Source organism: Chryseobacterium sp. CBo1 (genome assembly GCF_001693475.1).
GTDB lineage: Bacteria > Bacteroidota > Bacteroidia > Flavobacteriales > Weeksellaceae > Chryseobacterium > Chryseobacterium formosense.
This window is the reverse complement of record NZ_MAUH01000016.1, coordinates 42,896-56,408: the sequence shown is the minus strand read 5'-3', so window position 1 is coordinate 56,408 and position 13,513 is coordinate 42,896. Positions and strand designations below refer to the sequence as shown.

Annotated in this window: 12 protein-coding genes; 4 read left to right on the top strand and 8 right to left on the bottom strand. The window is 33.9% G+C overall.

Annotated elements, in window-relative coordinates:
* Positions 1–3: 3 nt before the first annotated feature.
* Positions 4–2,130, bottom strand: a complete 2,127-nt coding sequence (locus BA768_RS11160; RefSeq protein ID WP_228388382.1) for an outer membrane beta-barrel protein — start codon at positions 2,128–2,130, stop codon at positions 4–6.
* Positions 2,131–2,196: 66 nt separating this feature from the next.
* Positions 2,197–3,027: a TonB-dependent receptor plug domain-containing protein gene (locus BA768_RS21475; protein WP_228388380.1), complete on the bottom strand. Its 831-nt coding sequence runs from the start codon at positions 3,025–3,027 to the stop codon at positions 2,197–2,199.
* A 134-nt stretch (positions 3,028–3,161) separates the two neighbouring features.
* Here BA768_RS21475 and BA768_RS11155 point away from each other — a divergent pair, with 134 nt between their 5' ends.
* Positions 3,162–3,746 carry a ribonuclease HII gene (locus BA768_RS11155; protein ID WP_034672437.1) on the top strand — a complete coding sequence of 195 codons (585 nt, stop codon included), beginning with the start codon at positions 3,162–3,164 and terminating at the stop codon, positions 3,744–3,746.
* Between the two features lie 245 nt (positions 3,747–3,991).
* Here the strand turns inward: BA768_RS11155 and yidC are convergent, their stop codons facing one another.
* From yidC to BA768_RS11135, 4 genes are all read right to left on the bottom strand, one after another.
* On the bottom strand, positions 3,992–5,815 hold the full coding sequence (gene yidC / locus BA768_RS11150; protein ID WP_034672439.1) for a membrane protein insertase YidC: 1,824 nt from the start codon (positions 5,813–5,815) through the stop codon (positions 3,992–3,994).
* A 447-nt stretch (positions 5,816–6,262) separates the two neighbouring features.
* Entirely contained in the window at positions 6,263–7,870 is a 1,608-nt protein-coding gene (locus tag BA768_RS11145) for a CTP synthase (protein ID WP_034672440.1), read from the bottom strand.
* A gap of 176 nt (positions 7,871–8,046) precedes the next feature.
* Positions 8,047–8,613: a YceI family protein gene (locus tag BA768_RS11140; protein ID WP_065720805.1), complete on the bottom strand. Its 567-nt coding sequence runs from the start codon at positions 8,611–8,613 to the stop codon at positions 8,047–8,049.
* 56 nt (positions 8,614–8,669) lie between these two features.
* Positions 8,670–9,083 carry a hypothetical protein gene (locus BA768_RS11135; RefSeq protein ID WP_065720804.1) on the bottom strand — a complete coding sequence of 138 codons (414 nt, stop codon included), beginning with the start codon at positions 9,081–9,083 and terminating at the stop codon, positions 8,670–8,672.
* Positions 9,084–9,143: 60 nt separating this feature from the next.
* Between BA768_RS11135 and radA the strand changes: the two genes are divergently transcribed.
* The 3 genes from radA (at position 9,144) to BA768_RS11120 (ending at position 12,768) form a co-directional block, all read left to right on the top strand.
* On the top strand, positions 9,144–10,493 hold the full coding sequence (radA, locus tag BA768_RS11130; RefSeq protein ID WP_047482557.1) for a DNA repair protein RadA: 1,350 nt from the start codon (positions 9,144–9,146) through the stop codon (positions 10,491–10,493).
* A gap of 58 nt (positions 10,494–10,551) precedes the next feature.
* On the top strand, positions 10,552–12,090 hold the full coding sequence (locus tag BA768_RS11125; RefSeq protein WP_165601787.1) for a M12 family metallo-peptidase: 1,539 nt from the start codon (positions 10,552–10,554) through the stop codon (positions 12,088–12,090).
* Positions 12,091–12,174: 84 nt separating this feature from the next.
* Positions 12,175–12,768, top strand: a complete 594-nt coding sequence (locus BA768_RS11120; protein ID WP_065720802.1) for an ACP phosphodiesterase — start codon at positions 12,175–12,177, stop codon at positions 12,766–12,768.
* A gap of 1 nt (position 12,769) precedes the next feature.
* On the opposite strand, the gene BA768_RS11115 is transcribed toward BA768_RS11120, so the two are convergent.
* Together BA768_RS11115 and BA768_RS11110 are read right to left on the bottom strand one after the other, a co-directional pair.
* Positions 12,770–13,270 carry a DUF6702 family protein gene (locus BA768_RS11115; protein ID WP_065720801.1) on the bottom strand — a complete coding sequence of 167 codons (501 nt, stop codon included), beginning with the start codon at positions 13,268–13,270 and terminating at the stop codon, positions 12,770–12,772.
* Positions 13,267–13,506 (bottom strand): hypothetical protein, encoded by a 240-nt coding sequence (locus BA768_RS11110; RefSeq protein WP_065720800.1) that lies wholly within the window; start codon positions 13,504–13,506, stop codon positions 13,267–13,269. The genes BA768_RS11115 and BA768_RS11110 overlap by 4 nt, the downstream gene beginning before the upstream one ends.
* Positions 13,507–13,513 lie beyond the last annotated feature (7 nt).

Here is a 13,513-nt window from a genome sequence, read left to right as displayed (position 1 = left end):
ATTCTAAAAATTAACTTTTACATTAAACGATATGGTTCTAACTGTAGGCATTACCCCCGACTGATAACCCTGCACATTACCTCCTGAAGATCCTGCTTCTGGATCAGCCATCGGAAGGTTTTTATGAATAATCCAAAGATTATTTCCTAAAAGACTGAATGAGGCAGATCTTATCACTGTACCTTCAAAAATTCTATTTGGAAGTGTGTAAGTAATGGAAGCTTCTCTTAGCTTGACATATGAGCCATCATATACAAAAGCTTTTTCAGGATTAATCGAACCAAAAATACCTGTAGAATAACTACCATCAATTCTAATATCATTTGGAGTTCCATCTTCCTTAACTCCCGGTAATATCGTTCCACCACCTTGATCTAAGGTGTTACGAATAGGATTGCCTAAATCATTTAAACCAACCGTATTAGGATATAAGCCTGTCTCTTGTCCGTACATCTGGTCTAATGAAAAAACATCACCACCTTTTCGTATATCAATTAAAAAGCCTACGGAAAAGTTTTTATATTTAAATGTATTTGAAATTCCACCTAACCAATCTGCCTGAATATTACCCAAAACCTGATCATTTTTCAATAAATAATACCCATCCTCACCTACAACCTTATTTCCGTTAGCATCATAAACGAAATCTGTTCCACGTATAGTTCCATAAGCTTCTCCTACTGTTGCATTTAAAGAAGTATGTTGGAAATTCGCCAATTGAAGATTGGTTCTTCCCTCATCCAGATAAATAAGCTTATTTCTGTTTCTAGACCAGTTTACATTAACATTCCAAGAAAAATTTTCTGTTTTGATAGGAGTACCACTTAAAGCGACCTCAATACCTTTGTTTTCCAAATCTCCCGCATTAATCATTTTAAATAAATATTGTGATGCCGCAGTAGTTGGAACAGAAAAAATTTGATCCGTACTATTGGTTTTATAAACTGAAACATCTAAGCCTAATCTATTTTTAAACATTTGCAATTCAATACCAGCTTCCCAAGATTTTGTAATTTCTGGTCTAAGTTGTGAAAAATCCAAATAAGTATTTGAAAGATCAAACAATGCAGCATCAGTTATAGCCCCTCTATTATTTAGCCATCCAAATCGCCCAGGTTCAGGGTCATTACCAACTTCGGCATAATTCAATCTGAACTTACCTAAATTAAGCCAAGGTTGTTTGATCAATTCCGAGAAAATAAAGCTAGTTCCTAAAGCCCAATAACCATAGCCTCCATTTGATGAAGGCAACGCCGTAGATTTATCATAACGGTAAGACCCTTCTAAAAATAGTGTTCTGTCATAATCGAACGATGCTTGTCCGTAAACACCTGATTTTTTATATTCTATATCTGTTTCGATTGGTGCAATAAAGGTTTTAGAGTTTTGTAAAGCATAGAATCCTGGCTTTAAAAGCCCACCGGTAGTAGATGCATTGAAAGCTTCAATATCTCTTTTAATGAAATTATAACCTCCCGTCAGTTTTCCAGTAACTTTTTCACCAACTTTCAAGTCATATGTAGCAATAAAATCGTAATTCTGTTGCATAAAATCTCGTGTGAAAATTTCGTATCCGGAAGATTGATTTGTTTGTGAAAGCCCAAATTCTTCAGCGTGACTTCCTACAGCTTTTCTTATTTCCTGCTTGTCTCTCGAGTAATCAATACCCACTCTTGCTAACAAATTCAAATTTTTAGTAATTTCATAGCTAAGAGATCCACCTGTTAAAAATCTTCTTCTGGTGTCAGATTCATAGTTTTCATATCTGCTCCAGTAAGGATTGTCCCAAAAGTTTGGTGCTAAATTTCCATCTGTAGGGCTTATCATATTCCAGGTAGCATTTTTTTTCGTTCTGAAATATTGCTCTCTTAAATCTAAAACATCAACATTTGTTGCCCACCATTGTCTAAAACCACCGATGATGTTATCACCATATCCTACATTATTTCTACCAACGGTACTCTGATTAGTAAAGGTCATAAAAGCATTAGCCTTTAGTTTACTCGAAAGGTCATATGAATAATTTCCGGTTATGGTATTTTTGTTCAAAGAACTGTTTGGAAGAATACCTGTTTCATAATTATTTGTGTATCCGAAATTATATGTTGATCTATCAGTTCCTCCATTCAATGCGATACTATTAATGATAGAGTATGCTTTTTTAAAAAATTTTGTGGGATCATTTTTTGCAGCTACCTATGGTGTTGCCTTTTGATAATTTGGATGGCCTTCAATAAAAGCATCCCAATTATATACTAAAATACTAGGATTAAAAGCATTTCCGTATGAAGCATCATCTCCGGTAGAAGCAATTAATCCATCATCAATTCCATCACCATTAATATCTCCCATATATGAGCTATCTTCTCCTCCATATCCCTGGCCGTAGTCTTTTTGATATTCTGCAAATGTAGACTTGTCAAAAGTTCCTACAGAAACGGTAGAACTATATGAAATACCTAATCCTGAATTTTTCTTTCCTTTTTTTGTGGTTATCATGATAGCTCCATTCGCAGCCAAACTACCATAAAGAGCTGTTGCTGCTGCGCCTTTAAGAACGTTTACAGATTCAATATTGTTAGGATCAATATCCGATGCCGCGTTTCCGAAGTCAAATCCGTCGCGCCCATTTTTAGCGTCGTTCGTATTAAGATTAGCATTACTTATAGGTATACCATCTACAACAATTAACGCTTGATTATTACCAGTTATGGATTTAATACCTCTCATTACAATATTTGTAGATCCTCCAAAATTGGAATTCATTTTAACATCTAAACCGGCGACTTTACCAGATAGATTATTCAAAAAATTGTTTGTAGGAGATGAATTTACTTGACCAGCGTTTAATTGCTGTGAAGAGTAGCCTAAGGATTTTTTCTCTCTTTTAATTCCGAGTGCAGTAACGACCACACCCTCTATTTCCTGTGTTTTTAAAGTATCTCCAGGCTTTGTTTCTTGCGCATTGGCAACCACAAATGAGGAGGACAGTACTAAAATTAGCACACCTGCTGTTAATTTCTTCATATTAATATTAATTTTGTATGAACAAAGTTGTAAAAAGTTCTTTTATGAAACTGTTAAAATTTAAAAAAATTATTATTTTTAACATAACATTTGGACTTTTACCTCATTTTTGAAAAGACAAACTGTTAAAATTTATGGATTTACTAAAAAAATGGTCAGAAAATTACATCGAAGCGGGATGTGATGAGGTGGGAAGAGGTTGTTTGAGCGGACCTGTTGTGGCAGCAGCTGTAATTTTAGACGAAAAATTTGAGCAAAATCTCGTAAATGATTCCAAAAAACTGAACTTTAAAACCAGGATGGATCTTGATCTTTATATCAAAGAAAATGTAAAATGTTTCGCCATTGCAGAACTTCCTCCTGCGTTTATTGATGAACATAATATACTAAACGCCAGCATTCATGCAATGCACAGAGCTTTAGATCAATTAATCATAAGACCTGAACTTATTTTGGTAGATGGCAATAAATTTCATCCATACAATTTTATTCCGCACCAATGTATTATTAAAGGTGATTCAAAACTTTTATCAATTGCGGCTGCTTCCATTTTAGCAAAAAATTATCGTGACAAGCTCATGATAGAACTGCACGAAGAACATCCCGAATATGGATGGAATACTAACTTTGGTTATGCTACAAAAAAACATCAGGAGGCCCTGATAAAGCATGGTATAACAAAATATCACAGACTTTCTTTCAGGCTTAAGTATGATTAAAAAAATATCAAAAATAAATTATCATGTTAAGAATAGTTCATATTGAAATTTAAAACGATTCTAAATAACAGCTTACTTGTATAAATAATTTAAGTAAAAAATTGGTTATCTGAAATTTACAAATAGATTTTATATTCTTTATTTAAAAATTAATAAAATGAAATTCTGCCTGCTCTCATCAAAATGGCAAAAAAAAAAGAGAAGCTACATTAGCTTCTCTTTCTATTTATATATTACAATGAATATTATTTCTTTTTATTTCTCTGCTGCTCTTGTGTTTTTTGTTGCTCCTGAGCTTTCTCCATCATTTCTCTCATTCGTTTCTGGAACTTCCCTTCAGCTTTCGGCTTTTCTTTATTCGCCTGAATCTGTGCGTGAATTTTCTTCTCATCCAGAATCACATATTTAATGACAAGAATAATCAAAATATTAATCGCATTCGATACAAAATAATACCAAGATAAACCTGATGCAGAAGTATTCAGGAAGAATAAGAATGTGATCGGGAAAATATACATAATCACTTTCATATTTGGCATTCCTTCCTGTTGTGGCTGCTGCATATTTCCTGAAGTCATTACCGTATAAATCAAGATTACAACTGTACAAGCTAATGCAAAAACACTTAAATGGTCTCCTAAGAAAGGAATTTTAAATGGTAATTTAATCAAATCATCATAAGCGGTCAAATCTTTAGCAAACCAGAAACCTTGCCCTCTCAAGTCGATAAAATTCGGGAAGAATCTGAATAATGCATAGAAAATAGGAATCTGTACCAGCGCCGGAAGACATCCCGCCATCTGATTGACACCTGCTTTTCTGTAGATTTCCATAGTTGCCTGCTGCTTTTTCATAGGATCTGCATCCTTGAATTTAGCATTCGCTTCATCAATTTCAGGACGAATTACTTTCATCATGGCACTCAATTTATGCTGTTTATACATAATTGGTGACAAGATTAATTTCACAATAATCGTCATTAAGAAAATTACCCATCCTGCAGATATTCCCCATCCTGCGATAATACTGTATAACCACATGAAGAAATAACGGTTCATTGCTCCGATGAAAGACCAACCTAACGGAAGAATTTCGTCAAAGTTTTTATCGTAAGATTTTAATAATGGTAAATCTAATGGCATAAAGTACCACGTGAAATCCTGATTAAACTCTCCTCCGTTCATGGCAACAAAACCTTCGAAGTTTAATTTTTTCAGATATTCACCTTCTTCAATGGCTTCCTGATTTCCTTTACTTTGCGTGAAACCTGCCTTAGATTCAATTACAGAAGAGAAAAATTGCTGTTTTACACCGATCCAGTTAAGCGTTTCTTTATCTTCCTCCATTGTCGTTCTTCCATCATAATCATAATCCTTATAATTATTAAAAGCATAAGAAAATTCTGAATGCGACTGTTCCTGAGCTCTACCCTTTTCCAGGTTTCTCACCTGATAATCCCAGATAAAATCTGCCTTATTATCAGAAGTTACATTAGATAAACCTTGAGTTCTTACTTTAAAATCTAAAGTATACTGATCTTTAAGCTCAGCTTTCGGGTTATTATTTAAAGTATAAATAAACTGAATCGTTGCTCCGTTATAATTTGCAGTGAGCGTTGCAACATTTCCGTTAACCACCGGAGAGAACACCAAATTTTTGGTATTAACTATTTTTCCTGTTTTATCTTTAAACTGAAAACCGTAGCTCGAATTGTTTTTAGTAATTAAATTAAGCGGAAGATCTGCCTTATCGGTTTTGTGGTCGTAAGCTTTATATTTTAAAAGCTCTACTTTTGAAACCTGCCCTCCCAAACTTGAGAACTCAAGCTTCAGTTCGTTGTTTGCCAAATTGGAAACCTGAATCGAATTCGGAGTTACATTGGGGTTGATGTTGGCTGCCGGAGTAGGCGTTACTGCTTTCTTCGCCTGTTCTGTTTTCTGTTGTTCAGCTTTTACTTTTTCTTCTTCAGCGCTATTTCTTTGGAAATAAAACATGAATCCGAAAAGAACCAAACATAAAACCGCAAAACTGATAATCTGACTTTTATCGAGTCCGTTGTTCTGTTGCATTTTATTTTTATTAAAATTTTTAAATATTTATTTTAAAACATTTCAAATAATTTTAAACTAAAAGCCTGAAATTATCTGAAACATCAAGAAAAATAAGCTGTAAAGATTTATTAAGAAATATCTAAAGATATTTTTAAGCATACCATCTTAAAATTCGCTTGCGAATTCTTAATAATTCTTCTATTCTTAAATGCCTTAATGTTTTAAAAACTAAAACATAATTACATTTATAGTATTCCTATATTTTAGAGTCGACAAAAATACTGTTTTTTTATCAAAACTCTATACTATAATGTGTTACTATATAATAAACTCAGGCTGAGAATAATCAGTCTGAGTTTATCTATGACGTTTGTAATTTCAGAATTACTTTATTTTCAAACCTTATAGGTTTTTGAAACTTATAAGGTTTCGCAAAACTATAAATCTATCAATTTAATTTTACAATTATTTCGAAGTACAAGCTTTTATAAAGGCTCTAAACAAAGGATGCGGTGTTGCAACCGTACTCTTATATTCAGGGTGATATTGTACCCCGACATAGAACGGATGATCCGGCATTTCTAATGCTTCTACCAATCCTGTTTCCGGGTTTGTACCTGTTGCTAAGAAGCCGTTTTTCTCGAATTCTCCGACATAATCACTATTGAATTCATATCTGTGACGATGTCTTTCGGTAATATTTTTTGAACCGTAGATATCGTTTAGTTTTGAACCGTTCTTCAAAGAACATTTCCACGCTCCAAGACGCATTGTTCCACCTTTATCTACCACATTTTTCTGCTCTTCCATTAAAGAAATTACAGGATGTTCCGTAGAAGTATCAAATTCCATTGAGTTGGCTTTAGAATATCCTAAGACGTTTCTTGCGAATTCAACCGTCATGATCTGCATACCCAGACAAATTCCCAACATCGGAACTTTATTTTCTCTTGCATATTGAGCGGTAAGCACTTTACCTTCAATTCCTCTGTCGCCAAAACCTGGTGCCACCAAAATACCAGAAACTCCTTCTAAGGATTCTTTGATATTTTCTTTAGTTAAATCTCCACTGTAAACCCATCTTACTTTTACTTCGGTTTCAAGATCTGCACCTGCATGTTTAAAAGCTTCAGCAATAGAAATATAGGAATCCTGAAGAGAAACATATTTTCCGACCAATGCAATTTCAACAGATTTTTTAGGATTCTGGAATTTTTTAAGGAATGTTTTCCAGTCTTTAAGATCCGCTTCTTTGTCACTTTTCAGATCTAATTCTTTAAGAACTACATCATCAAAGTTTTGTTTCTGAAGGTACATCGGAACTTCATAGATGGTTTCCAAATCTTTACATTCAATCACATTATCCAAAGGAACATTACAGAACTGAGCTAGTTTTGCTCTCTGATCTTTCGGGATTTTGTGCTCTGTACGACACACCAAAACATCCGCCATAATTCCGCTTTCCATTAACTGGCGCACAGAATGCTGAGAAGGTTTTGTTTTTAATTCTCCACTTGAAGCCAGATAAGGCAATAAAGTAAGGTGAATTACCATAGAGTTTTTCTCGCCCAATTCCCACTTCAACTGACGAACAGTTTCGATGTAAGGCAAAGATTCAATATCTCCCACAGTTCCGCCGATCTCCGTAATAATGATATCGTAATTCTGTTTCGATAAGATTTTAATTCTACGTTTGATTTCGTTCGTAATATGAGGAATTACCTGAACTGTTTTTCCAAGGAAATCTCCTTTTCTTTCTTTTTCGATGACAGTCTGGTAGATTTTTCCTGTCGTAACGTTGTTGTTTTGAGAAGTCGGCGCATCAAGATAGCGCTCGTAGTGACCTAAATCCAGATCCGTCTCCGCACCATCTTCGGTTACATAACATTCTCCGTGCTCATAAGGATTCAAAGTTCCCGGATCGATATTGATATAAGGATCAAGTTTTTGGATGGTTACATTGAAGCCGCGTGATTTTAGCAGAAGTCCCAGAGAAGCAGAAACGATTCCCTTTCCCAAAGATGAAGTTACACCTCCTGTCACAAAGATGTACTTTGTATTCTTTTTACTCATTAGATTAGGTTTGTGCAAAGTTAGGGGAAAAAGAAATGCAAAGCAATTTTGTTATCATTTTAAATTCTGAATTTAATTTAATTTTAATTGAAACACCAAGTATTTAAAAGAAAAAAGGCTTCCCAAAAAAACTTCGAGAAACCTTTACCTAAACCAAATTATATATATGAAAATTATTATTTCACTAATTCAAAAAACAAATTAACCTCAACATCTTTTCCAATCCCTGCTCCTGTCGGATCAAATTTAATATTGTAATCTAAACGGTTAACCGTAAACTTCGCCTGAAAACCAGCAACCTCTTTTCCCTGTTGGTTTTTTGTAACCCCACCAAAAGTTACCGGAATACTTACTTCTTTAGTAACGTCTTTTATAGTCAATTTACCTTTCAAAGTATAAGTATTATTTTTACCTTTTACTAAAGAACTGCTTTCAAACTGCATAGCTGGGAATTTTTCAGCATCAAAGAAATCTGCACTTTTCAAATGTTTATCTCTCGGCTCCACTCCCGTATTAATAGATTCAGTTTGAACTGAAAAGTTAAATTTAGCATTATCTAAAGTAGCTCCCGGCGTAGAAACTGTCCCTTCAAATTTATCAAACCTGCCCTGCACAAAGCTGATCCCCATATGCTTGATATTGAAATTCACAGATGAATGCATAGGATCTACTGTCCAAGTAGATTGTGCAAAAGTGATCATGCTTACAAAAGCAAAAACAAAACTTAGTATTATTTTTTTCATTTCTTTTTTTTAATTATGCTACAAATGTATGCAGCGTTTCTTAATGAATCATTGATCTATGATAAGTTCTTATTTTTGGATGAAATTATTTTCATATAAAATAAATGAGTAAAGAACATCAGAAGAAATACTAAACCTGAAATTCCATACATCATTATCATTAAAAGATTTTCATTTGTAGAATCTGAAAAATACAAGAATGGATTATTCCCTGAAATTAGTATGAAAAACAAATATATAATCTCAAACAGAATTGCAATCTTTAATATAGAGCCATAACTTCTTTTAAAAATAATTACTGTTACCAAACCTATTCCTGTTATAATCGAACACATGATAAGAATAAATATAGAATACATTCCAAAACTCCCTCCCGGTAATTTCAAAAGCTTAACAGCCGATTCCGTAAACTGAGTATGCAAAAGCGACATGACTACAAAAATCATCAAACTCAAAAAAATATTTTTCATAACTGAAAATTAATCAAAAATTGAAAAGAAATATTCAAAAAAAATTTTGAAATTCGCAGTATGGCAAAACTCAAAACAGCATATTTCTGTCAGAACTGCGGTTCGCAATATCCACAATGGACCGGGCAATGTAAAAACTGCGGCGAATGGAATACTTTAGTAGAAGAAGTTGTAGAAAAAACCTCATCCAAAACACCTCCATTTTCTAAATCAAAACAGCATGTTATTAATATTATTGAGGTTGAAGCGATTGAAGAACCGAGAATAAAAACTCCCTCGGATGAACTCAACAGAGTTTTAGGTGGTGGAATTGTTTTAGGTTCCGTCACATTAATTGGTGGTGAACCGGGAATAGGGAAATCAACATTACTTTTGCAGCTTGCCTTGAAAATGAAAAAGAGAATTTTTTATGTTTCAGGAGAAGAAAGTGCTTCACAGATTAAAATGAGAGCCGACCGTTTAGCCGAAATTAAAAACCCGAACTGTTTTCTTTATACAGAAACTTCGCTGGAAAAAATTCTTCACGAAGCAAAAAAATTAGAGCCCGATTTTGTCATTATCGATTCTATTCAGACCTTACAGTCACAGTTGATAGAAAGTTCTCCCGGAACCGTTTCGCAAATCCGTGAATGTTCCAATGAAATTATTAAATATGCCAAAGAAAACAATGTTCCTGTATTTTTAGTCGGGCACATTACCAAAGACGGCCAAATTGCAGGACCAAAAGTTTTAGAACACATGGTCGATGTTGTTTTGAATTTTGATGGAGACCGAAATCATCTTTTCAGGTTGCTGAGAGCGAATAAAAACCGTTTTGGTTCAACCTCAGAAATCGGCATCTATGAAATGATTTCGCAGGGTTTAAAGGAAATTAAAAACCCTTCTGAAATTTTAATTACAAAAAAATCTGAAGAACTTTCCGGAAATTCTGTTGCCGTAACTTTAGAAGGAAACCGACCGATGCTGCTCGAAATTCAGGCTTTGGTAAGTACGGCAGTTTACGGAACTCCGCAGAGAAGCTGCACCGGTTTCGATTCAAAAAGGCTGAATATGTTATTGGCTGTCCTTGAAAAACGTGCAGGTTTTCAATTGGGCGCAAAAGATGTTTTCCTCAATATTACAGGCGGAATTAAGACTGATGATCCTGCTCTGGATCTTGCTGTTGTTGCCTCTATTCTTTCTTCCAATGAAGACATTGCCATTTCCGAGCATTATTGCTTTGCCGGAGAAATTGGTTTAAGCGGAGAAATTCGTCCCATTGCACAAGCCGAACAAAGAATTACAGAAGCCGAAAAACTGGGCTATGAGAAAATTTTTATTTCTAATTTAAATAAACTTCCCAAGAAAAAATTCGGAATCAAGATTGAAGAAGTGAGCAAAGTGGAGGATTTTCATGAAAGACTTTTTTAATTAAATTGATATTAAAAACTTTATATTTACAAAACAAAACTCTTAACCTCACATGATTATGAAAAATAGCATTATTCTCTTTATGTTATTTTGCAGCATTACCTTTTTTGCTCAAAACAAAATATTTCAGAATACGATTAATGATAATAATCTTGAAGAGCAGCAAAAGCTTAATAAAAATTTAGCGTCGACTTATATGCTGACGAAATATTATACTCAATCTTTATTTAATATAAAATCTGATCTTGAAATAAATTTACCCAGCAACAGAATCATCAAGGCAAAATTTTCAAAGTCTTTTCTGTATAGTAACAAATCTGAATCTTCTGTTTTCACTATCGAAAACGAGCCAAAATCTGAACTTGTTCTTTCAAAGGCAGAAAACGCAATTACGGGGATGTACACATCAGTTTCAGGAGAAAAAATAATTTTTCATCAGCTTGACAGCAATCTGTTTGCAGTTTCGGTAGTAAGCGAATCAGCTTTAATCAATAAAGATGCAACAACAGATTTCATTTTGAACGAATCTTCTGTTTCACAAAAGGTTAATTCTAATATTTGCTTAGAATCTACTGCGATTTGCCCTGCAACCACCATTGATGTACTTATTGTTTACACTTCTGCAGCAAGAGCATCTTGGGGCGGTGTTGCACAAAGCAACTCTTTTGTAGCAACGGCAATTACAAATTTTAATACGGCGCTGATTAATTCCGGCGTTACAAACACTTCCATTAATCTTGTATATTCGGGGGAGATCATTTATACAGAGTCAGGAGATATTTATACAGACTTACCAAGATTCAGAAATAATAATGATGGATTCATGGATGATGTTCATAGCTTAAGAACCACATACGGAGCCGATCTTTGTGCTCTTGTTACCTCTACCCCCACCAACATTTGCGGGTTAGGATATTTGAACTCTAACCCGACTAACTATACAGCCAACAGTGCGTTTACCGTAACATTATTCAATTGTGTTGTTTCCAATTACAGTTTAGCACACGAAATGGGGCACAATATGGGGCTTAATCACGACTGGTATGTTTCATCTTCTACAACGCCTTGTGAAAATCATCACGGATACATCAACCAGACATCAATAAGTTTAGGAACTTCAAGCTTGCCTTCGCAACGATGGAGAACAATCATGGCGTATAATAATGAGTGTGCAGACTCCGGATTTTCTTGTACAAGAATAAACAGATGGGCGAATCCGAATGTGAATTTCAACTCTGAGCCCACCGGAATTGCGACAGGAAACATCAATCCTTCAAATGAAGCGTTTGGTTTTGCACGTTTTGCCTGTGTCGTTTCTCAGTTTATGCCGACTGCCAATCTGGGAACGTTTGAAATAAAAAATCAGAATATCACAGATTTTACTGTATTTCCGAATCCTGCAAAAGATGAAATCAATATATGGATTAAAAATGATGAAATTTATTCTTTCAAAGTAATCAATGCTTTAGGACAGATCGTTCTGATGACTGATAAAAAAAGTATTAATCTGCAAGGTTTGCCTTCAGGAGAATATTTCCTGAGCGTTTATTCGGATAAAAATTCTTTAGTGGGAAGTAAAAAGTTTATTAAAAAATAAAAATATTTACTTTAAAATTGTAAATTAATCCTCCTTAAAAATAATTTCGGAGGATTTTTTTGTTTTTAAATTCTAAATTGCAGTATGAACTATCTCGCCCACTCGTTTCTCTCTTTTTCTGACGGACAAATTGTCGGACAGTTTTTGGAAGACTTCATCCGAAACAAAGAACGTTTTTCTTTTCCGAAAGAAATTCAGGACGGAATTACGATGCACCGAGCAATTGATACGTTTACCGATTCTCATCCGGCAATTCATGAAGCAAAAAAAGTTTTCAGTCCGCTTGTGAGATTGTATGCAGGAGCTTTTGTAGATGTTTCGATGGATTATTTTCTGGCAACCGATTTTTCTTTAAACTCATTAAAAGGCTGGAAAGAACATTCATTAAAAGTGTACCATGTTTTGAATGAAAACAAACAATTTCTTCCTGAAAACTTCAAAAGAATGCTTGCAAAAATGGAACACGACGACTGGCTATTCAATTATCGTGAAGATTGGGGAATTAAATTCAGCATTCAGAATGTTTTGAATAAGGCGAAATATTTAGATAAAGACATTCCTGTTTTTCAGGCATTTTTAGACAACAAAGACATTTTGCAGAAATGTTATGATGATTTTTTTCCTGATTTATTAGCACATGCAAAAGCAGAAAATGCATTTTTACAATTAGAAAAATAGCTTAAAATTGCTGATATAAATATCTATTGGGATACGTTAGTTTTTCACTTTTCCTTTCTCCATCAACAATAATATGAACGATGTTGATCTGATCATCAAACAGATTGTATAAAAAACTTACGGCAGCTTCAATTTTTTTCGGATTTGAGACAGATTCAGATTCTAAATAAACATTTACAGACTCGCTGTCTTCTTCATAGCCTACAAAGTTGACTTTTAGAAATTGATTATTGGTTTTCAGCTTAAAATATTCTGAACTGTAATTTTTTAAAGCCTCGTTAAGTTGAGGTTTGTATTTCGGGTCATTAAAATGAAAAGACTTACCATATTTTTTAGATAATCCGTTTTCTAAATCATCAAGAAAAAACCTTCCGGTAATCTCAAAATTTTTAGTTTTCGAATTGTAATTCATTTCTACCGAACCAACATGATAAGGATGTTTTTTGCTGAATGAAACCATCACAAACAAGGAAATAATAAAGAAGACAAAATATTTTTTCATCTCAGCAAATCAATAATTTTTTCAGGATTTTGTCTCATATCAAAGAATAAAAGAATTCGTATTTGGCTTTCATTTTCTTTTCTGAAATACATTCTTACGTGTTTTTTGCCGATTAATGCAGAACGAATATCTTTTGAATATCTTTGAAATTGATTAAACTTTCCATTCTTCAAATCTAAAGTCACTTTATTCACATCCTGAAGTAAACTCACGATTTGTTTGTTAGTCCAAGTCATTTCAAGA

What these genes read in the sequence shown, in the direction of transcription:
- BA768_RS11115 (WP_065720801.1), bottom strand. Translation starts at nt 13,270, where the DNA reads ATGAAAAAATATTTTGTCTTCTTTATTATTTCCTTGTTTGTGATGGTT.
- BA768_RS11140 (WP_065720805.1), bottom strand. Translation starts at nt 8,613, where the DNA reads ATGAAAAAAATAATACTAAGTTTTGTTTTTGCTTTTGTAAGCATGATC.
- BA768_RS11135 (WP_065720804.1), bottom strand. Translation starts at nt 9,083, where the DNA reads ATGAAAAATATTTTTTTGAGTTTGATGATTTTTGTAGTCATGTCGCTT.
- BA768_RS11120 (WP_065720802.1), top strand. Translation starts at nt 12,175, where the DNA reads ATGAACTATCTCGCCCACTCGTTTCTCTCTTTTTCTGACGGACAAATT.
- radA (WP_047482557.1), top strand. Translation starts at nt 9,144, where the DNA reads ATGGCAAAACTCAAAACAGCATATTTCTGTCAGAACTGCGGTTCGCAA.
- BA768_RS11110 (WP_065720800.1), bottom strand. Translation starts at nt 13,506, where the DNA reads ATGACTTGGACTAACAAACAAATCGTGAGTTTACTTCAGGATGTGAAT.
- BA768_RS11155 (WP_034672437.1), top strand. Translation starts at nt 3,162, where the DNA reads ATGGATTTACTAAAAAAATGGTCAGAAAATTACATCGAAGCGGGATGT.
- yidC (WP_034672439.1), bottom strand. Translation starts at nt 5,815, where the DNA reads ATGCAACAGAACAACGGACTCGATAAAAGTCAGATTATCAGTTTTGCG.
- BA768_RS21475 (WP_228388380.1), bottom strand. Translation starts at nt 3,027, where the DNA reads ATGAAGAAATTAACAGCAGGTGTGCTAATTTTAGTACTGTCCTCCTCA.
- BA768_RS11125 (WP_165601787.1), top strand. Translation starts at nt 10,552, where the DNA reads ATGAAAAATAGCATTATTCTCTTTATGTTATTTTGCAGCATTACCTTT.
- BA768_RS11145 (WP_034672440.1), bottom strand. Translation starts at nt 7,870, where the DNA reads ATGAGTAAAAAGAATACAAAGTACATCTTTGTGACAGGAGGTGTAACT.